At 47.8% G+C, this 20,494-nt stretch carries 14 protein-coding genes and 1 pseudogene; 5 read left to right on the top strand and 10 right to left on the bottom strand.

Annotated features, from left to right (window positions below; translation table 11 throughout):
- Together ACO6V1_RS09955 and ACO6V1_RS09950 are read left to right on the top strand one after the other, a co-directional pair.
- Positions 1 to 277, top strand: a 277-nt coding sequence (locus ACO6V1_RS09955; protein ID WP_422466729.1) for a GH36 C-terminal domain-containing protein, incomplete at its 5' end; no start/stop codon positions are given.
- A 76-nt stretch (positions 278 to 353) separates the two neighbouring features.
- Positions 354 to 1,403, top strand: a complete 1,050-nt coding sequence (locus ACO6V1_RS09950) for a methyltransferase domain-containing protein (protein WP_422466727.1) — start codon at positions 354 to 356, stop codon at positions 1,401 to 1,403.
- A 135-nt stretch (positions 1,404 to 1,538) separates the two neighbouring features.
- Here ACO6V1_RS09950 and ACO6V1_RS09945 read toward each other — a convergent pair whose 3' ends face one another.
- Both ACO6V1_RS09945 and cspE read right to left on the bottom strand, forming a co-directional pair.
- Positions 1,539 to 2,057 carry a ProQ/FINO family protein gene (locus tag ACO6V1_RS09945; RefSeq protein ID WP_422466725.1) on the bottom strand — a complete coding sequence of 173 codons (519 nt, stop codon included), beginning with the start codon at positions 2,055 to 2,057 and terminating at the stop codon, positions 1,539 to 1,541.
- Positions 2,058 to 2,397: 340 nt separating this feature from the next.
- A complete protein-coding gene (cspE, locus tag ACO6V1_RS09940; RefSeq protein ID WP_101748687.1) occupies positions 2,398 to 2,607 on the bottom strand; it encodes a transcription antiterminator/RNA stability regulator CspE in 210 nt (69 codons plus the stop codon).
- A gap of 666 nt (positions 2,608 to 3,273) precedes the next feature.
- On the opposite strand from cspE, the gene ACO6V1_RS09935 reads away from it, so the two are divergent.
- Both ACO6V1_RS09935 and ACO6V1_RS09930 read left to right on the top strand, forming a co-directional pair.
- The gene (locus tag ACO6V1_RS09935; protein WP_422446968.1) at positions 3,274 to 4,002 is read left to right on the top strand and encodes a hypothetical protein; all 729 of its coding nucleotides are present in this window, start codon (positions 3,274 to 3,276) and stop codon (positions 4,000 to 4,002) included.
- Positions 3,986 to 7,525: a hypothetical protein gene (locus tag ACO6V1_RS09930; protein ID WP_422466723.1), complete on the top strand. Its 3,540-nt coding sequence runs from the start codon at positions 3,986 to 3,988 to the stop codon at positions 7,523 to 7,525. Before ACO6V1_RS09935 ends, ACO6V1_RS09930 begins: the two co-directional genes overlap by 17 nt.
- Positions 7,526 to 7,651: 126 nt before the next feature.
- Here ACO6V1_RS09930 and ACO6V1_RS09925 read toward each other — a convergent pair whose 3' ends face one another.
- The 3 genes from ACO6V1_RS09925 to ACO6V1_RS09915 all read right to left on the bottom strand — a co-directional run bounded on the left by ACO6V1_RS09925 (position 7,652) and on the right by ACO6V1_RS09915 (position 10,929).
- Complete coding sequence (locus ACO6V1_RS09925) at positions 7,652 to 8,143, bottom strand: hypothetical protein (RefSeq protein ID WP_422446972.1); 492 nt, start codon at positions 8,141 to 8,143, stop codon at positions 7,652 to 7,654.
- 361 nt (positions 8,144 to 8,504) lie between these two features.
- Positions 8,505 to 9,242, bottom strand: coding sequence for a hypothetical protein (locus tag ACO6V1_RS09920; RefSeq protein WP_422461520.1), 738 nt, complete (start codon positions 9,240 to 9,242; stop codon positions 8,505 to 8,507).
- Between the two features lie 94 nt (positions 9,243 to 9,336).
- Complete coding sequence (locus tag ACO6V1_RS09915; protein ID WP_422446975.1) at positions 9,337 to 10,929, bottom strand: hypothetical protein; 1,593 nt, start codon at positions 10,927 to 10,929, stop codon at positions 9,337 to 9,339.
- Positions 10,930 to 11,320: 391 nt separating this feature from the next.
- Here ACO6V1_RS09915 and ACO6V1_RS09910 point away from each other — a divergent pair, with 391 nt between their 5' ends.
- Entirely contained in the window at positions 11,321 to 12,028 is a 708-nt protein-coding gene (locus ACO6V1_RS09910) for an F-box protein (protein ID WP_422446977.1), read from the top strand.
- Positions 12,029 to 12,043: 15 nt separating this feature from the next.
- Here the strand turns inward: ACO6V1_RS09910 and ACO6V1_RS09905 are convergent.
- From ACO6V1_RS09905 to ACO6V1_RS09885, 5 genes and pseudogenes are all read right to left on the bottom strand, one after another.
- Positions 12,044 to 12,139: pseudogene (locus ACO6V1_RS09905) on the bottom strand (IS5/IS1182 family transposase); the annotation flags it as partial.
- A gap of 327 nt (positions 12,140 to 12,466) precedes the next feature.
- Positions 12,467 to 15,709: a type I restriction endonuclease subunit R gene (locus ACO6V1_RS09900; RefSeq protein ID WP_422466721.1), complete on the bottom strand. Its 3,243-nt coding sequence runs from the start codon at positions 15,707 to 15,709 to the stop codon at positions 12,467 to 12,469.
- A 3-nt stretch (positions 15,710 to 15,712) separates the two neighbouring features.
- A complete protein-coding gene (locus tag ACO6V1_RS09895; protein WP_422461525.1) occupies positions 15,713 to 16,759 on the bottom strand; it encodes a PDDEXK nuclease domain-containing protein in 1,047 nt (348 codons plus the stop codon).
- Positions 16,743 to 18,128, bottom strand: coding sequence for a restriction endonuclease subunit S (locus ACO6V1_RS09890; RefSeq protein ID WP_422466719.1), 1,386 nt, complete (start codon positions 18,126 to 18,128; stop codon positions 16,743 to 16,745). Before ACO6V1_RS09890 ends, ACO6V1_RS09895 begins: the two co-directional genes overlap by 17 nt.
- Entirely contained in the window at positions 18,128 to 20,365 is a 2,238-nt protein-coding gene (locus ACO6V1_RS09885) for a type I restriction-modification system subunit M (protein ID WP_422466717.1), read from the bottom strand. The genes ACO6V1_RS09890 and ACO6V1_RS09885 overlap by 1 nt, the downstream gene beginning before the upstream one ends.
- Between the last annotated feature and the right edge of the window lie 129 nt (positions 20,366 to 20,494).

Genomic DNA, 20,494 nt, shown 5'->3' with positions numbered 1-20,494 from the left:
TAGCACCGATAAGCAGGAAACCGTGGTGATGTTCGCCCAGCTGGATATGCCTGAGTATGCCATGTCCGCCACTGTGCAAATTCCCGGCCTGGACCCGGAAAAAGACTATAAGGTTCAGGTATTGGAAAAAAGTTCTTCCGATATTTACATGAAACAGTGTCCGCCCTGGATGACAGAGCCTGCCATTATGAGCGCCGCCCTGCTTGAACAGGTAGGTCTGATGATGCCAGTGATGCAGCCGGAAAGTGCACTGCTGATTAAGATTACGCAGGTTTAAAGTTAATACGATAACTGGCAACGTCCCGGGTTTTCAGATTTTGTCTGGAAACCCGAGTTTTTCAGCACCATAAAGTTTGTCACCGAATCCCCAAAAAACAGCCTGGGTTTCTGGCAAAACTGCAACTCTGGCAAAAGCACAACTCTGGCAAAAACACAATGATCTCTCTATTATCCGTACTCAATTAAAAAGCATGGATAAAATTAAAAGTCAGCTTATGCCAATTCTTTCATTTCTTCTCGGAGTGCTCCTGACGTGGCTGTTTATGTCAGGCCTGATGGCTCAGGGTCTGGCACTGTTGATACGTATCTGGTGGCCATCGTCAAGCCGCGAGCGCGAGTTGAAGGTTGATCAGTGGCTGTTGAATAACCCGTTACAGCCCTCCTCCGGCTGGCGCTTGCTGGGTTACTGGAGAGACACGTCCCAATACCGGCAGGCCTGCTCGGAAATGGCGGGGTTACTGGCCGACAAAGTCTGTCTGTCCAGTCAGGATGAAGTCCTTGATGTCGCTTTCACCAGCCATGATCAGTTGCTGGTCTGGTTGGATTATTACCAGGTTCAGCACCTGACGGCAATCGCCAGTGATGAGCAACAGATGGTCCAGGCACTGGAGCATTGCGGGCATTTCAATACGCTTAAACTGGTGCGGGGTGGTGACAAGTCACTGGCAGAACGGCCAGAGAATAGCTGCGACAAGTTAATCGGCCTGGACTGCGTTTACCATCTGGAGTCCCGCTCTCATTTTTTCAGCCATGCCAGGAAAGCACTAAGGCCGGGAGGCACTCTGGTGTTTACCGATATGGTGCTGGCCCGGCCATTTCAGGACCGCCGGGAACAGCGCCTGGTAAACAAGCTTGGTCGTATATCAGGACTCCTGGTTGAAGATATGCCCGTCAAAGAGACCTACGAAAACCTGCTTAACCAGCATGGGTTTGAGCAGGTTGAGATTCTGGATATTACCGATGATGTCCTTTCCGGTTTCTGTTTCTGGTTTGGCCAACACTACCAGAGCCTTTCAGCATTCACACGTTCCAAGATGTGGATCAGGCTGCGACTGCAAGTCTGGTTTATTCGCTGGATGCTTCACCGGGAGCAACTGCGCTATCTGATGATTATTGCCCGCTGACAGGCTCATATAGTTTATCCACAGCTTTTGTGGATAAACTTGTGACAACATTCGGGATAGTTCACAAACACCTGTCAATTCAGGCCACCCGGACAGATTGATTAAAAAATAATCAGACCGCCTACTGGCATCCGTTCAAGTCTGTTTATTCACGGACAATAAACGAATCTTCTTAATAATGACCCGATCCCGTGTTATGACAAAATCACTGCTCTGGGTATACAGTTTGATTTCTGCATCCACTGCTTCGCGAAGTTTCACCCGACCTGCCGCCTGCCCCTGAAGGTTAATGCGGGTAGCACCGGGCTTAATCTTCTCAAGGTAGCGTTCCATGGACGTAAAAAACCGCAATGCAACCGGAATAATGTGTGCAGGCAGCAGGTTTGCCTCTGCCATCTCCTTGTGAATACCAATCTTAAGGGGCCTTGGATCCGAAACATTGAAGGCACCGGGCCAGATAATTCGCACCAGACGCAGCGCCTCAGAGTTCATTACGTCGCTTTCCGGCCGGTTATGCAGCCTCTCAAGAATTTTCCTGGCCTCTTCCGGAAGCGCTTGATTCATAGGGGAACCGGAAACATCCTGTTCAGAGGCCAACTGCTGTTCCTGCTTCTGGATGCCCTGGTCAGAAATATTACTGTCTTCTGCTGTCATCGACTGCCTTGCCCAAATAACACTCGGCATCCCGGGAAAATGCTACCACTCCCCTGAGATGCCCTTGAAAACCAACACCAAACCAGCCTGAGCCAGCGGGAGCACTATAATGACGGATTCAGCCCCGCCATAAAAGTGTAATTTATCAACAAACCGTACCAATCATAAGACAAGTACTGAAGAACAGGTCATTTTGGGCGACAGCAGACGAATGTTGAGCAAGTACGTGAATCAGAAGGGGCATAACCGGTTCTTCCTGCCCCCTTTGTGGCAGGCAATAAAAAAGGCAGTACCGTAAAGCACTGCCTTTTATATGGATCGCCCAAATGAAAACTGAGTTTTACAGAGGACGGATATCTTCAGCCTGCAGACCTTTCTGGCCCTGAGTAACACGAAACTCAACGCGCTGGCCTTCAGTCAGGGTTTTGAAGCCTTCGGTAGCAATCTGACGGAAGTGGGCAAACACGTCAGGTCCACCGTTTTCCTGGCTGATAAAACCGAAACCTTTCTCGTCATTAAACCACTTAACGGTTCCTGTAGAGGTAGACATACTCATATCCTGATATTCAAACACTATAGGGTGACTTTGTGGGCAAAGCCGTTTAGCTAGAAGTTTTATTTTTGTTTATGAAGGATATGCAGAGAGACTACGCTCGGAACATCAAATCTTTTCATAAAAAAACTAATATCACTTTTAACGGTCCCTATCATACAGACTCTCGTCAGAAAACTCATCAGTGATTACCTTATCTTGAAATAATTCCTGCCTCCATGAACCTGACAGCAGTGAGTAGTCGTAGCGTACACCTAAGGAATTTCAGGTACAGAATGGAACTCTACAGCACATCAGTAGTCGCTGCTCTGGGCAGCGAGTGATAGAACCTGTTGTGCCTTGCATAGTAACTGCCCACTAAACCAAAAATATACGATTCCATTGGCCAACTACTTAATGGCCACTTTGGAGAGGGCAAACAGGGCGTTTCAAGGCATGTTTTTTACACCAGCTGTATCGGTGTCAGTTTCATCGAGTCAACGACTAATGCTGAAAGGGGGAACTTTTATACGAATCAGTGGTCTTTGGCTGTAATTCAACAGTTCAATAATTCTAATGGACACATTCAATCTGAACCTGGATCCCGATCTTTTTTATGCCAATTTACAGGGTTTTCCAGATGAATTTTTAACACTAAACGACATTTTCAGCTCATCGCCATGCATGGCTGGTTATTCTGTACACAGGCATGACTCACCCCTTGACGAATATTTCAATCAGGAAGTCACAAACCAGGAGCCACCTTCTCCACGGTCACTGAATGACTTTTCAATTTCTCATTTACCATTTGCTGAAAATGCATCAGCTCATTTTTCTCAGCCACCACCCCGTCCGGTTGCTGTGGTTCGCCCATTGAATAAAAACACAGAACAGCCAGGGCATACCGTAACTTCTGGATTTACAGGCACTGAATCTTCCAGTTCTGATGAACCTCAGCCACCTGCGCCTGAAGTGGCCAGTGCTTCTGAAAAACGCAAGACGAACAAAGCCAAATACCAGGCCAAATACAAAGCATCCGAAAAAGGCAAGTTGAGCAGAGCCAGATACTTCAGATCCGAAAAAGGCAAGGCGTCCAAAGCCAGATACACTTCATCCGATCAAGGCCGGGCGAACAACGCCAGGTACAACTTATCCGATGAAGTCAAGGCAAATAGAGCCAAAAGGCACGCCAGGCATGCTACATCCGCTAAACGCAAAACGTACCTGGCCAAATACGAAGCATCCGATAAAGCCAAGGCATACAAAGCCATCAGAAATGCCAGATCAAACGCCTATACATCTGCCATAAGAAAAGGCTTCAGCGAAACATTGGCCAGGGAGAAAGGAGAGTTGGCAGCTAAGGCCAAAAGAGCAGAATTATCATCAGTGCTGCCTCTTGCCACTGTTAATTAGACTGGCTGAAGGAATATTTGTACCGAATTCACCTTCTCAACATGAACTGTCCAGACAGGGTTTTATTCTGAAAGCAAACGCATCAACCTACTCCCGCCCAAAGCCTGCTGGCCGTGTTGCCCAGCCAGCTGGTTCCAGGGGGATTCCTGATCGCTCAAGAAGTACATTTAACGGTAAAAGAGTCTCAAACCATCCGTCTTATAGAGGTAGAGCTCCCACCCTGGATGTCGGCAAACGTGTTGAGGACGCCTTTTGGGATAAAAACCCATTAAAGGAACGTCACATCTCCTCGGCCGCTGTGCTTGGCACCTATAGAAATGATAAAACGTCTCTCAGAGGTGGCTTCTTTCTGCAAAAGCTCTGCTTACAGAACATTCTACACGGCAATAAAAAAGTGTCCCCGGACCAGGTCATTCAGGAATTCAATCGGAAACCAGATGGTAACAAGCAGTGCAGATTAGCGATGGTCCGCTTCAAAGCGGAATGTTGCCTGAGGGGCCTGCTGTTAAATGGACGACAGGTCTCACCGGATACGGTGATTAATGATTTTAAGGCAGTCAGGGCTCCACTGGAGCTGGCGCGCTTTAGGGCAGAATGTTGCCTCAGGGGATTGCTGTTGAATGACCAGCTGGTCACAACGGACGATGTGGTTGAGCATTTCCCGGCTAGTCCGGAGGGCAAATTGGGGATGGCCCGGTTTAAGGAACAATGCTGCCTGATGGGCAAGTTAGTGAATGGCCGTAAGGTCACACCGGATACGGTAGTTAAGGGTTATCAGGCCACCAAAGCAACACTTGAGCTGGGGCGCTTTATTGAACAATGCTGCATCAGAGGGCTGCCACTCAATGGCCAGCGAGTCACACCAGCTACGGTGGTCAGGGAATATCAGTCAGCCGGAGCCTACCTGGAGCTGGCACGCTTCAAAGCGAATTGTTGCCTGAAGGGCTTGCCGTTGAGTGGCCAGCAGGTCTCACCGGATACGGTAGTTAAGGATTGTCAGGTAGCCAATGCAACATTGACGCTGGCACGCTTTAAGGAAGAATGTTGCCTGAGAGGCCTGGCGTTGAATGGCCAGAAGGTTACACCGGAGGCGGTGGTTGAGGATTTTCAGAAAGCCGGAACCACACTGGAGCAGTCCCGTTTCAAAGCGGAATGTTGCCTGAGGGGCCTGTTATTGAACGGCCAGCAGATAACACCGGATGAGGTGGTCAGGGATTATCAGGCAGCCGGTGCAACTCTGGAGCTCGCCCGTTTCAAAGCGGAATGCTGCCTGAGGGGCCTGGAGTTAAACGGCCAGCAGGTTGCACCGGATGCGGTGATCACGGTTTACCCTGACAGTCCCGAAGGCAAATTGGGCAGAGCAATCTTCAGGGTACAATGTTGTCTGAGAGGGCTGCTGGTGAATGGCCAGCAGGTCAGACCGGATTCGGTGGTTAAGGATTTCCCGGATAGTCCGGAAGGCAAACTGGGAATAGCGCGCTTTAAGGAAGAATGTTGCCTGACAGGCCTGGCGTTGAATGGCCAGAAGGCGACACCGGATGCAGTGGTTAAGGCTTTCCCGGATACGACAGAAGGCAGACTGGGAATAGCGCGCTTTATGCAGGAATGCTGCCAGAGGAGACTGGTATTGAATGGCCAGCAGGTGACACCGGATGCTGTGGTTAAGGCTTTCCCGAATAGTTCAGAAGGCAGGCTGGGAATAGCGCGCTTTAAGCAGGAATGCTGCCTGAGGAAACTGGTACTGAATGGCCAGCTGGTTACCCCGGATGAGGTGTATAAGAATTTTCAGACGGCCAAAGCGACACTTGAGATCGCACGCTTCAAAGAAGAATGTTGCCTGAAGGGGCTGCTATTGAATGGCCAGCAGGTAACACCGGAGACGGTGGTGAAGGATTATGAACGTGGTGGCTGGTTGCTCGAAAGAGCTATTTTTTATTCTCTACTGGCATTGCATGCCAGAGAGTTGAATGGCAACTATCTGGATAACCAGAAAGTGCTAGAAGCATTTAATGAAGTACCTGGCGATCATTCTTCACGACAAACGATGTATCTGATTCAAAGGCTGAATCAATCCCAGGGATATGATGAAACCAGCGAAGCTCAGGATATCATTCAAAAAGCCTGGCAACTATTAAACAACGTATCGCTCAAAGATGAGCAACATCGGCTGCAATGTATCTTGAAATTCATGGCTATGCAGAATGAATTGACTATCGATCATCAGGAAGTGTCAGCAGAACAGGTGTTGCAATCCATCAAAAAACTGAGGAACTCATTTCAGAATTCACGCGTACATTTCTTCTTCCTGGCACACTGCTATATCACGAGGCAGTCTATTGATGGACTGAAAGTCCATAAGGACCAGGTACTTGGCTGTCTTCAGAGTTTTCCGGAAGGAAGCAAACTGCGCCATGATCTAGGCTTCTGGTTTGAACAATACAGCTACGAAGCCCATTGTGTAAAAAACACCGGACATCGACATAGAGATAACCTCCCCGACCTGATTCCCAATATAGAGAACGCCGGCCGAACAACGAAATACCGGGGTGAAACAGACCATACGTGTGCCACTCAGGGCATTACCACCAATGGGGCACAAACTCTGAAGCAATGGTCAACAACTGGCAGAGCGGATTTCCCGGAAAATCCGGTTCTGCGGTTAAATGCGCTAACACTGAAAACACTGGAGATTATTCAGGAAATCAATGTTTCTTATAGCAATACCCCAATTCTGATTACCGGTTCTTATGCGCGTTTTTTACAGGACCACTGCTCATTATTTAATGATATTGACATTATCTGCTCAACAGAGGAGCCCGCCAGAATACTCTTTGCAAAGCTAGAGGCACTGAACACCACAGACTCAGACATTCCCAAAAGCATCACCATCTGGCAACTCCCGGGATGTCCGGAGATTAAACTACCAAAAACCTACAATATTCATCTCAGGGACGCGGATCTGTGTATGAAAACCATGGGGCTTCAGGTCAGTGTGGACGCCCGATTAACCCATGAAAATACAGCACCATTGGCCCTCCACGTTCCCGGTGTTGCGAGGCCGGTACTGTGTTTGTCGTTTGCTGATGAAACAAAGTTACTGAACGATACGCTGGAATACCTCGCTGAAAACCTGGATCCGCTGACCAGGCAACTACAAAGAGGGGCAGTATTTGACCTGCAACGAACCATTCTTTTTAACGACCCCCAAAATATCGAGGAGCGTATTTATGGCTTGCTTATTCGCTCTCTGCTTACCCTGAATAAAGCCAGGCAGTTTATCGATCTGCACTCTGAAGGCAAACCCGGAACACCTGACTGTCTGCCTGAATATCGTCAAGTACAACAACAACGCCTGCACACGCTTACGGCACTTCTTCAAAAAAAATTGGCTGGCCATGTTTGCCGCAGTGGTTTCGAGCACAGAATTAACAACTGGCTGTCGACCAATCAGTATGTGAGTGATTATGAAATCAAAAAGAAGGATTTTATCAAATCACTGCTTGTGATGATGCATTCGGCATAAGATCTGGCACACACAACAGTTACTCCAAAGTGCTATCCGTAGCACTTAATCTTTGGAATTATCTTAATCCTGTAAAATGCAGCCATTTTCAGAATGAGCTTATGCAATACTATATAATCCATGCGGTCAGTGTATAAGCTGTATTTTTGTCAATGTATCAGCACCAACCCGAGGTAATTTAATATGAAAGTATTCACTCAAATTTTTGCAAATGGCATATCTATCAAAGGCCATGGCACTAATAGCGTCAATGATTTTGTAGGTGGACTTGTTCCGGTAAATATTGAAAAAATGCCCTTTTTCCTTACCAGCCACTTGATATGAAAAACTGACAATGGCGTGTTCATTTTGCTTCATCTCAAGTAACTTCTGCTCACATGAAAATATCAGATCATCATGTTCTCCTTCAAACAACTCCAGTTTCAGTGTTTTTTTTCCCAAGTACATGTCATCAAGTTTGCCATAGACAGTCAGTGTTGATAGTGGTGCTGGTGCATTGAATTCATCACAAAGAATGGGCTGAAACGTTTTATTCTCCAGGTAATGAAAGACCCTCATAGCAACAAACCCACAATTGGCTTTACATTCTGCCTGGTTAATATTGGCAAGAATATCCATGTTCTGCTCCTCAAGCCTATCAGTTTGAGATGCAGTTATATTACTGCTTTGATTTTGTGCGGATAAACAGTCAGAAATCATACATTAGATCAGTGAAGCCGGAATGGGTCGGTACTCTCATTGTTAGCATTAACTTCTTTAAGCGTTAACCAACACAGTGATGTTTTATGCCATTGACCCGCCTCCCAATGCCATGAGGACTATGCCTCTGCGCTCTATAAAAGAAAGTTCATTCTGGTGGCGGTGTAAATGAAGTTTGAGGCCTTTGAGACTGGCTGATTTACGTTGACACAAACTACACTGGTAGGGATACCTTTCTGCTGACAGCTCCTCCTGCCGAATATGGGCATGTTTGGCACAGTTATTGAGTAGACCTTTCCCCTGGTTGAACAGCAATCCCCTGCATGATAGCTTGATATTGTTTCCAAATATTATTTTTTTCCGCTATTTGAGACCTGAGCTCTATCTCTAACCTGTTTTTTTCCGTTATTAGAAATCTGTTTTCTAACTCCAACCTGTTCTTTAACGCTACAATAGCCCTGTTCTCTAACTCAAGCTTGTTTTTTCCCATTATTAGAGACTTCTTCTCTAACTCCAGCCTGTTTTTTTCAGACTTCAACATTTTCACTTCATTGGCAACAGCCTGTTTATTAGCCATTACCCCTTTTCTATATCCTGCTTGATGACGCCTGTTTTTTTCCGCTCTTCTAATATATCTCACGAAACTTTCAACTTCCTTGCTATTTTCTTTCTTGAGAAGCAGATTAAGCTCTTTAGTTGATATCTCAGAAAGTTCCTGACGCGTATACTCTCTATTACCTATAAAAATTTTCTGAGCTGTTTTTTTCAGTGAGTTTTGATCCGTTAAGCCAGCTTCTGTCATTTTGCAGCTTTTGTCTCTGAGATCTGCAGCGACAGAATTATCACACTCTGCTTGACGTTTGACTCCCATGGCTAAGGCCCACTCGTCAATGCTTACCTTTCTGCAAAACGATTTTGAAGCCAGCGTTGCTTGCCTCGAAACAGTCCTGGTCGTCTTGAGAGACATATCGCCAGTATGTGGGCCTACCCCAGTCGCATCGACATTGGCTTGATACATTTATTGACCACCTTTTCTATTGACCACCTTTTACCGATTTTTTCTATGATTTTATTTGAGTTTTAATTAACGCCCCCTGAGGCTAGCTTGAATTTTATATCTGTCCAGTACCCAGATCGGGTAGAGATTCAAGCAAAGACCGAAGGTTCTGGAGCCACATGATGTCGTCTAAGGTTTGCACCGCTGTGTTTTCAAACAGAATATCCATCATCTGTTGTTCATTTTCGGTGAGGTGTGATGGGTCAAAGGGTCTTTCCGGATGATTGAATGGAAGATCAAAAACACTTAACTCCCCACAGTTGCCCTGATGCAATCTGAACTCGATAACGCAATAACTTGTTTCCTTAATTGTTGTTAATTCATAGAGGAAATAATATTTGTCATTGCGCTTGGGCAGAACAAAATCTCGCAAGTAACCAGCTGCCTTGCCCGGATCAGGCAATATCAGTTTTTCATTATCTCTGGTGACAATATAAGGAGTTGATAAAAAAGGGCTATACACATGGTGTTTACCGTGCTGTTGCCTTATTTTGAGGACTTTAAACAGTTCCCGGACTTCGTGAAACAGCCATTGCTCCAACTTTTCATAGGCGGTGCGTTTTTCAGGAAATTCTTTCCAGCCACCGTAGTCCAGAAATATCAGTATTATGACCTTGTACAGGTCGTTGTCCCGATCTCTATTAATGCTTGTGACCAACTCGTTAACGGTCTCATCTGATAGCAGTTGAAACACCTCCTGAAGCTGGCCAGCTCGGATGCACAAAGACACATGGCGGATAACTCTTTGACCACCACGCGTTCTGGTCGTAAAACCGTAGTTAATTATTTTCAGACAGTTGTACGACCAGTGCATTAAGACAGGCAGTGTATTTTCATGTTCCGTTTTTATTCCGAACTCCCTCAACAGAGCGGTAGCGATCTCTTTTGCTTCACACCAACCGGCGGCATCAAGCAGTGAATAGAGTTCCGTTTGCCGGGGGATATTCGCAAGTTGTCTGATATTTTTGAATTCTACAAAAAAGCTGGTCTGTTTGTAATAGTCCCAGCCGACCTCCCGATCCGGTATCTTTATTAATGTCAGAGGTCCTTTGCCGGTCGAGGTGCTGACCTCCGCTTGATTCAGCAGCCCATAGTTAATACCCTGGTCGTGTCTGAGGGAGGTCGGCTCATAGACTGCCGTTAATTGCAAAAGAGTACAGGTACGCTCGTCAAACCCATCGAGGCTTTCCAGCCATCGATTGTATTGTTGGATCAGTTCTTCCAGCGCCATGCCGGTCTCTGAGGGGATGGTTGCCAGCATTTCAAACAGCTTCTCTACCAGCTCACATAAACGCAATTTGACCAGCGTCTCCGATAACAGCGGTGCCAGCACCGTCTCCAGTATTGCCAGTATTTGCTCCCCACCCGTTTGATCAATGGTCAGACTCATTAATGGGTAGCCAAAGTGACATCCGAGGGTTTCCGCAAGTACTGTGCCTTTTCTGAGGGCGATGCCAGGAGCTGTGACTGTGACGTTGTTGGACTCATACTCCATACCAATGAGTCTGGTATTGTTGACTACCGGAGGAAGGCCCAGTATTTGGCTGATATCCCGGTTGAAATACCGACGCTGAACGGCATGGTCAGCCTCAAGAGGTCTGCTACTGTGGGCGGCCGGAACATTCGTTGCAATTGTCGTTGGTAACATAGGCAATGATGGTGGTTGCTCTTTTTCTGATTCAGTGCGTATTGCACCCCCGTATAACAAAAAACAGAAATAAAAAATATAATTTATATTCTTTTTTATTCGACAGCAGGGGGGATGAAAAGTTCATTTAGTAGAGTGTCAAATGTACGGAAAGGAAACCTCTGACTATCAGTGCAAGACGGCTCACAGCATTTGGATACTGCCGTTTTTTCCAAAGATCAGGCTGCCTGAGAGCATGTTGCCGCTGTGGATGTCCCGGTTTTGCACTGTGGATGTCCCGGTTTTGCATCCCGGTTTTGCATTGCATCACACACTCGCCCGCAGATGGAACTTTTTCGCAAACTCAGGTTCTATTAAGACTTAGAAGAGAGGGAAATATAAGAACTATCTTATGCCATTCGATGTTCCATGTAATCAAGCAGGATTATCGTCCAGAGTTCCACTGCAATTAGCAGAATCAACACCTGACCAACAGCTACAAACTGGCTATTTCAACTGCTTGCCCGTTGAGGTTATTCAACATATCGCAAATAAACTGACACTGCCCGACGCGCTCCGGCTCAAGCAGACATGCCATAATGCCAACAATTCTATTGATCAAAAGATTATCGAAGATTTAAGGCATCGAATTCAGTTCAAAAATATGAAAACAGTAGTACATTCGAGCAAATATGAGAGTTTAAAATCAATCTACAATTCAGGCAAATTTGATCATTTTTTTAAACGATATGTATACGACCAACACTCAGGACTTGTTAAAGATCCAGAACGAGTAGATATTAAATGTTTCCTGGCAATTATGGAGCTGGGTAACGCAACCACTAAATACAAAGATGAAAAATATACAATGTACACAGGACTATTTGAAAATGGGCATGTTTTTCTTATTGCACCTCGTCAATCCTCCAGTATTGAAGAGGATACAAATGCAAACAACCCCAACAAAGTTTTATTTAACGGAAATACATCCAGTGTAAATGTTGAAGCTATTTATTCGGGTAGAAGTTTTCAGGAAGTAAAGAAACTGGTAAACATAGTGCATAGTAACACTCCGCTATCAATACACATCTCTCATATTCTTGAGCACGAGTATCAGTAAGAGGCTGTTTTAAAACTACTTAAGCCTTCGCAGAATTATGCGAATCATGCATATATAAACGAAGGCTTCTGAACTCCTTGGCAACTGTTCATAGTCTTTAGACAGTTCCCTTTTGGGCTTACAGCGATAAAACCACTCTTCAAGGTAACCTCGGTAACCACAATCAGCCCAGACTTTCTGGATTTTTTTAAAGTGTTTCTTAAGGTGATCACGTGGTCGTCCATTCTTTGGAGTATCATAGCCAGGGTCAGGAAACAGTGGTTCAAGGATTGCACACTCGTTATCAGTCAGGTCGGAAGGGTAAGTAGCTAACCATATGAAATCATATACCGTAGTTATAGACGACTTTAGATTTTTATCCTGGGTTAATGATCAGTAACTTTTACAACAGGCTCTGAGTTGTTGAAACTCATCAAAAAGGAAAACTGAAGGAGCATATCACCCCTTCAACATATCAAACACCACCCGTGCAAACCCTCTGGCCAGCTCCGGGTTGGACAGGTACTGCAACATCATCTCCTGGTGAGCTTCGTTGCTGTCCATCACCGCATCATCAATGGCCTTCGGGAAATCCCCCAGCAAGGCCTGTTCAGCGGTGTTATTGGCAATCTGTTTCATCACCGTGTCGTTTTCCGCCAGCTTGTCCCGAACGGTATAGGCATAATTGATCAGGTCCGCATCCGACAGGTTGTCGGTAATAAACAGCTCATTCAATCGGGTAAGAATCTGCGACAGAAACTCCTCTTTCTTATCCTTGGGTTTGGCAGTACCCATATCGCTGCCCGGTTCCAGTTTGTACTCGGGACTGTCTTCCTTAAGCTGAATGTCCTGCTGCCGGATTTTGGCAAGACGATAGTGGCTCATCACCACGTTATCAAGGTCAATATCATCTTCGTCCAGAACCTGTTCCCGGAGCAGCGGCCGCAGGTAGCGGGCAAACAGGCTGAGCTGTTCCAGTTCAATATCATCGTAATCGACAATCTGGGACATAAACTCGTAGTAACGGGTATAGCTGCCCAGATCTTTCTTGAAAATCTCCAGCCGGTCTTTTTCCTGCTTGCACTCCTTCAGGCTGTTTTCCCCGTTGGCGATCAGCACCGCATCGCCGGACTTTTTCATCCGGTCCAGCATATCCCTGGCCTGCTCATAAGCCGCCACCGCAGAGCTGTAACGCTTCTGCCACCGTTCCACCGCAGGCTTACAGATATTACTGACAGCAGCATTGCTTTTCTTTCGGGTCAGGAAGGCTTCGCAGAACCGCTCCACTTCATTCCAGGTAAAAATGCCACTGGCCCGCAGCTTTTCATGCAGCTCAAAGATTTTGTCCGGGTCAGACACATCTGCCAGTTCTGCTGTCTGGTAGTAAGGCTGGAAGGCAGCCAGAATATCGTCCGGCTCATTAACAAAGTCCAGCACAAAGGTGCCGCTCTCCGCCTTGCCGGGATAAGTGCGATTAAGGCGGGAAAGGGTTTGCACACACTCCACACCACCCAACGGTTTATCCACATACATGGCGCAAAGCTTGGGCTGGTCAAAACCGGTCTGGAACTTATTGGCCACCAGCATAATCTGGTAATCGTCGGTATCGAACGCCTTACGCATATCCCGTCCTTTGAGGCCGGGGTTCATATTTTTTTCCGTAAATTTCTCATCAAGAATGGCGGCACTGTCCGGATCATTCTGGTCGAACTGCACCTCACCGGAAAAGGCCACCATCACGGCAATGGAACTCTTGTGTTCAGCCAGGTACTTCTCAAAGGCCAGCTTATAGCGTACCGCTTCCTTGCGGGAGCTGGTCACCACCATCGCCTTGGCATGACCACCCAGCAGTCCCATAACATGTTCCTGAAAGTGCTGGACGATCACCTTCACCTTCTGGCTGATATTGTGCTCATGGAGGCGTACCCAGCGCCCCACCTTCACCTTGGCACGTTTGCTGTCCACTTCCTCATCGGTAGCGGCAATCTTCTGGGCCAGCTTGTAGGCAACTTTGTAATTGGTGTAGTTCTTCAGCACATCCAGGATAAAGCCTTCTTCAATGGCCTGTCGCATGGAGTACACATGGAATGCCCGGGGCAGGTTCTTCTTTGAAGGTGGTTCATCCGGATTAGCCAGCCGACCAAAAGTTTCCAGCGTCTTCGCCTTTGGCGTAGCTGTAAAAGCAAAATAACTGAGATTGCCGCTCTTCCGTCGTGCGGCAACAGATGCATTCAACTTGTCTTCTGCCGATAGCTCTGCTTCTTTTGCTTCACCATCCACCATCAACACTTTTTTCAACTTCCTGGCAGTATCGCCCGTCTGGGAAGAGTGCGCCTCATCGGCAATAATGGCATAACGACGTTTCTGCAGATTGGTACTGCTCTCAATAGCTGCCAGTACAAACGGAAAGGTCTGTATGGTCACGATAATAATCGGCTGGGCATTTTCCAGGGCACTGGCCAGCTTCTCTGATTTGGAGCCCTGCCCTTCTTTACTGTTAATACGCCCCACCACCCCATCGGCGTGTTCAAACTGGTAAATGGTATCCTGAAGCTGATCGTCCAGCACCGTCCGGTCAGTAATCACGATCACAGAATGGAACTGTTTATCGCCATCGTCTTTATAAAGGGTGGATAACTGATGAGCGGTCCAGGCAATAGAGTTGGACTTGCCGGAACCGGCACTGTGCTGCACCAGGTAACGATGCCCGTTAACTTCGGTACGGGCAGCGCCAATCAGTTTACGCACCACATCCCACTGGTGATACCGAGGGAAAATCAGCGTCTCCTTTTTGGTTTTGCGGCCTTCCCAGTCTTCGGTCTCCTTAATCTCAAGGTGAGCGTAACGGGCAAGAATATTCAGCAGGTTATCCGGCAGCAGCACCTCATTCCACAGGTAATCGGTGGCATAGCGGTTCTCATCGTCGGGAATATCATTACCAGCGCCGCCTTCTTTTGTCCCCTTATTAAACGGCAGGAAGAAGGTATCAGCACCGGCCAACCGGGTTGCCATATAAACCTGATACTGGCTGACAGCAAAATGCACCAGCGCACCCCGCTTGAAGGTAAGCAGCGGTTCCGGCTTACCGGTTTCCGGGTCTTTGGGCTGGCGAGTGGTTTTATACTGCCGAATGGCGTTATCCACGGACTGCTTGAACTCGGATTTCAGCTCCAGCGTCGATACCGGCAGACCATTGATAAACAGCACCAGATCAATGCGCCACGACCTGGCCTTTTTACCGGTTTCAACAAGGTGCTCATCGGTAGCATAGGGCGAATACACCAGCTCCGGCACAAGGCGACAACGGTTTTCTTTATAACGGGCCAGCGTATCCGGGTTCAGATCATGCTCCGGCATAAACTGGCACAGGCGAAACCGGGCATTGCGAATCTTCAGGCCATGACGTAACACCCCAAGGGTACCGTAACTGCGTAGCTCTTTATCAATGGCATTGGGGGCAGCCTTATTAAGCTGCGTCACCAGATGGCTGATAAAGTGCTGTTCCGAATCCGAGGGGAATACCTTACAGAACTTCTCCCACTCCTTCGCCTGAGTCTGTTTGACAAAACCAAGCACATCGCTGGTGTACAGCGCCGTTTCCCGGTGGTACTGGTCGCCGGAACCCAGCAGCCACCCATTGGCCTGCATCTGGGCGATTATTTCGTTCTGGAAAACGGCCTCAACGGTGGCGTCCCTGCTCATACACTACTCACTTTTGTTCTCAATACGCTGGCGGGCATTGTGAATGGCCTGCTGGAAGCGTTCTTCCAGCACCGCTTTGGGCGGCAGGCTGGTCAGGTAATCCGCCACATGGATGCCGCTTTTATCCAGCTCCAGCAGTTCAACCTCCTGATCATTTTTACCAGAACAAAGAATAATACCCAGGGGGGAGGCCTCATCGGGCTGGCGGTCATATTTATCCAGCCAGCGCAGGTAAAGCTCCATCTGTCCTTTATGTTCTGCCTTGAAGTTACCTACCTTAAGGTCAATGGCAACCAACCGCTTAAGTTTGCGATTGTAGAACAACAGATCAATATAAAAATCATCACCTCCGATCTGAATACGATGCTGCCGTGCGACAAAGGTGAAGCCCACGCCCAGCTCCAGCAGAAATTGTTGCATCTCCCGCAGAATGGCGTCTTCAAGATCCTTCTCCAGGTAAGCGTCATTCATTTCCAGAAAGTCGAGTACATAAGGATCTTTGAGTACCATTTCCTCATTGAGCTTGCCTTGGCTTCTGAGAATCTCCAGTTCCCTGGTAATGGTCAGCTCAGGTTTTTTGGACAGGGCTGTTCGTTCAAATAACAGTTTGTCGATACGGTCTGCCAGCGTACGGACTGACCAGCGCTCCTGTATTGCCATGGTCAGATAGAACTCTCGCTTCAGGCTATCCTCAAGGCTGATCAGTGCGGTGAAGTGGCTCCAGCTCAATTGTGCAGACAGTGTCTGCACAATCTCCAGAGAGGGAAACAACTCCGCAAACCGGATCATTTGAAACAGATTACGGCGAGACCAGCCGCGACCAAACGCCTGAGTCAGTCGTTTGGACAAGCCGACAACCACCTCCTGGCCATAATTCGCACGTTCACCTTTGAGCACCTCGCTATTGATGCGCTCCCCCACCTGCCAGTAAAGCAGAGTCAGTTCGGCATTCACAGCCACTGCAGCCCGCTGGCGGGCGGACTGGATCAGGCCTTTGATTTCGCTGAACAGGGTGTCTGGGTGCTCCGGCGCTTCAGGCGGTTTGCTCATGGGGGGCCTCGGGGTGTTTTTGTTGTGGGTGGGCAGTGGGTTTCCAGTCGCGGACGTCTATTTTGCCTGTAATTGCGGCAGAGATCAGGGCGGTGCGGCGTTCTGTTAGTAGCCTGACTTGATCTTGTCCCTGGGCTTCAATGGCATCGTACTTTTTCATTAATGTCTTCAGGTGATCAATGATCGCTCTACGCTCCTCAAAAGGAGGGATAACTAACGGCGTTTCCTTGATATTACTTGAGGATATAGATGCCAGATTGGTGCTTTGCTTGGCTACCCTATAGAAATGAAACTTGGCATATGAAGAACCTGTGAGTAGTGCAAGCCACTCTGGTTCAATATCTTTTGGCCTGATTGCAAAAACATGATTCTGGTGGATGCACGGTGCAATTTCACCTTTCCATACAGCTCCACGGCCAAGTTTATCGTTATCCCCACCCTCGTTCATTAGAACATCACCCTTTTTCAGTTCATAACGTTCCAACTGATCAGGCTCAATATGAATTTTATGAACCTCATTTAATTTTAAATAACCATCCTGGACATTAGCCACTCGAAGCATGGGCACTTCGATTGTTATTTTGCCCGCAAGGTCTTTGCCTTTTGGTATACCAGACTGTAGATCAGCAACATGCTTGAGCCGTCTGACAATCCAGTGCTCCGGCACTTCCCCAAGCCACTCCACACCAGAGTCTTTCATCGGTGCATCAGGGTTAAGGCCTTTGGTCACAACATGGCTGATCACCGCCTGACGCTTCTCTTGCAGCAGCCGGATCAGGGTTTTCTGCTCTTCGATCAGGGTGTCTATTTTGGCGGTTTCGTGGTCGAGGAAGCTGGCAATAAGCTCCTGTTCACGCTTGGTTGGTTTTGGATAAAGAATTTCGTTGAAAGCTTCTGTTGGCAAACGCCATCGCCCAAGGTGTGCACTACCTTGTCCAAGGTGGAAAAAAAGCTTTTGTCTATAACCATTTTGAAGCAAGTATAAGTAATATTCAGGCACGTAGTCCTTCGTATTCTCAATGTTGAACACTCTGTAGTCTGGGCTTGTAACACCGTTAAAAGGTGAGATGTCTACATAGCCAGTTAACAAGTCCATATGGTTCATTGCAAAGTCACCAGCAAACACAAGTTGGTACTTTGAGTAGTCCATTGAAAGTTGCCCTTCACCACTTTCAATATCTTTCTTCTTCACTCCCTTTTGGGTGATAGAAAGGATGTCAAAACCTAACTCGCCAGCAATTCTTTTCTTAATAGAAAAAATATTCTTTGCACGCACCAGGCCCCAAGCTGAAGGAATGGTTCCCATTGACTCAACCCCAGAATCCTTATACTCGGGATAAGCCTTATATTTACCACCAACACCCGCCATCACGAATGCACCTCCGCCAACAGCTTCATAATCCGCCCACTGACCGCATCCAGATCGGCATCAATGGCTTCCAGGGCTCGGGGTGGCTGGTACACATAGAAGTGGCGGTTAAAGGGAATCTCATAGCCGACAATACCGATCTCACCGTCCTGCTCATCCCGCTTGCTGGCATTGATCCAGGCATCCGGAACATGGGGCGTCACTTCCCGCTGAAAGTAGGTTTCGATCAGCGTTGAGGTGGTCACCGATGGATCAAGGGGGATGTTCTCGTTATCCCGCAGGTCGCCATCGGTTTCAAACTCGACGACGTTGCCTCGGTATTCAAAGGCACCGTAGAGGGGCTGCGACTCTTCTTTTAATACCTTTTTGACAACGGGCTCGGCCTCCGGGTTCTTATGGGTAATGGCATCCAGAAGCTGCTTCTTCTCTTTGGCATCTAGCTTGATCGCCCGCTTTTTAATAGCTGCCTTCAATAATTCATCAAAGCGATTGAAATCATCGCTGTTCTCAATACCAACCTCAGACTGAAGCTGTTGCGCCTTTTCCATCAGCTTGCGCTGGAACAACCACAGTTTGGTATCCAGTACTTCTTTAACCTGTTTCTCTTTCAGCTCGGTGAAGTCTTTTTTGATTTTGTTGCGGATGGCTTCTTCCTGGTCTGCCAGTGTCGAGTAGCAGGCATCGCCAAACTGTTCGAATAGCCAGCGCATTACATTGTTAAACGGTTTGGGCGCATAACGCAGGCTGGCAACGGCTTCATCGGTAAATCGGACGGAGAGGCGCAGGGGGCGTTCTACCGTTATACGACGATAACCGAACTGGTATGTCTCAAATAGTTTACTCATTGCTATGCCATTGGAGTCAGTAGCTTCCGCCTCAAATTTGCCAAAGCAGCGAGTCACCATGGCACGGTCTTCCGGGTTCATCATATTGCGCTTGGAACCCAGGGACTTGCGCATCTTGCCAAACAGCTTCGCACCATTGATAAGCTGGACCTTGCCCTTACGCTCCGCCGATTTTTTGTTGGATAGCACCCAGATATAGGTCGCAATGCCAGTGTTGTAGAACATATCGGTAGGCAGGGCGACAATGGCTTCCAGCAGATCGGCTTCCAGAATATAGCGTCGAATCTCACTTTCACCACTGCCCGCGCCGCCGGTAAACAACGGCGAACCGTTCAGGATAATACCAATACGGCTGGGGTTTTGATTATCGGGCGTTATAGCCCGAAATTTGCTGATCAGGTGCATCAGGAACAACAGGGAACCATCGGATACCCGTGGCAGACCCGGGCCAAAGCGACCATCAAAGCCTTTCACGTCATGTTCTGTTTTGACCGTACTTTCGATCTTCTTCCAGTCCACTCCGAACGGTGGATTGGAGAGCATATAATCAAACTGCTGACTGGCAAGCTGGTCATTGGACAGGGTGTTGCCCAGCTTGATACGGCTGACATCCTGCCCCTTGATCAGCATATCGGCTTTACAGATGGCGTAAGACTCCGGGTTCAGCTCCTGACCAAAGGCGCGCATCACCGCATTGGCGTTATGTTCATGCACATATTCCATACCGGAAGAAAGAAAGCCACCAGTACCGGCAGTGGGATCGTAAATGGTGCGGATAATGCCTTCTTTTGTTAAGGCATCGTCATCTTCCATAAACACCAGGGAGGTGGTGAGCTGGACAATATCCCGTGGGGTAAAGTGCTCTCCGGCGGTTTCGTTAGAGCTTTCGGCAAATTTGCGGATCAGCTCCTCAAACACCAGGCCCATATCGTGATTGGAAATGGCATCCGGGCTCAGGTCGATGCTGCCGAACTTCTGCACCACCTTATACAACAGGTTGGCCTCCTGCAGGCCGCCAACAAATTCATCGAACTTGAAATGTTCAAAGATCTCCCTGGCATCCCGTGAGAAGGCAAGCACATAGCTTTCCAGATTGTCTTTAATACCGATCTGTCCAAGTTTGGAGAGATCCATCGGTGATGTATTAAAGAAGGACAACCCGGCCGCCCGCAACAACAGCTTCTCCCGTCCCTCTTCCGGCAGGTTCATCACCGTCACTTTTTCATACTGGGCCAGCACCGCTTCTTTGGTAGGCTCCAGCACACACTCCAGACGCCGGAGCAAAGTAAACGGCAAAATGATGCGACCGTACTGGGACTGTTTAAAATCTCCCCGCAGCAGGTCGGCAACGGACCAGATAAAGGCGGCAAGATTGTTATGGGTGTTGGACATAATGGGTACTTGGCATCAGGGACAATAATGCCGGGGAACAAATAAGCAGACAGGCTCGCTGTCATATAGACGAAGGCAGAGCATCAGACCCGGCTATGGGAAATTGGTTACCGGGGGAGTGTACCGTTA

The sequence above is a fragment of the Endozoicomonas sp. ALC013 genome (assembly GCF_049310205.1).
Taxonomy (GTDB): domain Bacteria; phylum Pseudomonadota; class Gammaproteobacteria; order Pseudomonadales; family Endozoicomonadaceae; genus Endozoicomonas.
The sequence above is the reverse complement of the archived record's forward strand: the minus strand, read 5'-3'. Positions and strand labels throughout refer to the sequence as shown.

Coding starts and splice junctions, on each gene's coding strand:
- ACO6V1_RS09945 (WP_422466725.1), bottom strand. CDS start 2,057: ATGACAGCAGAAGACAGTAATATTTCTGACCAGGGCATCCAGAAGCAG.
- cspE (WP_101748687.1), bottom strand. CDS start 2,607: ATGTCTACCTCTACAGGAACCGTTAAGTGGTTTAATGACGAGAAAGGT.
- ACO6V1_RS09935 (WP_422446968.1), top strand. CDS start 3,274: ATGGCTGGTTATTCTGTACACAGGCATGACTCACCCCTTGACGAATAT.
- ACO6V1_RS09925 (WP_422446972.1), bottom strand. CDS start 8,143: ATGGATATTCTTGCCAATATTAACCAGGCAGAATGTAAAGCCAATTGT.
- ACO6V1_RS09920 (WP_422461520.1), bottom strand. CDS start 9,242: ATGTATCAAGCCAATGTCGATGCGACTGGGGTAGGCCCACATACTGGC.
- ACO6V1_RS09915 (WP_422446975.1), bottom strand. CDS start 10,929: ATGTTACCAACGACAATTGCAACGAATGTTCCGGCCGCCCACAGTAGC.
- ACO6V1_RS09910 (WP_422446977.1), top strand. CDS start 11,321: ATGCCATTCGATGTTCCATGTAATCAAGCAGGATTATCGTCCAGAGTT.
- ACO6V1_RS09900 (WP_422466721.1), bottom strand. CDS start 15,709: ATGAGCAGGGACGCCACCGTTGAGGCCGTTTTCCAGAACGAAATAATC.
- ACO6V1_RS09895 (WP_422461525.1), bottom strand. CDS start 16,759: ATGAGCAAACCGCCTGAAGCGCCGGAGCACCCAGACACCCTGTTCAGC.
- ACO6V1_RS09890 (WP_422466719.1), bottom strand. CDS start 18,128: ATGGCGGGTGTTGGTGGTAAATATAAGGCTTATCCCGAGTATAAGGAT.
- ACO6V1_RS09885 (WP_422466717.1), bottom strand. CDS start 20,365: ATGTCCAACACCCATAACAATCTTGCCGCCTTTATCTGGTCCGTTGCC.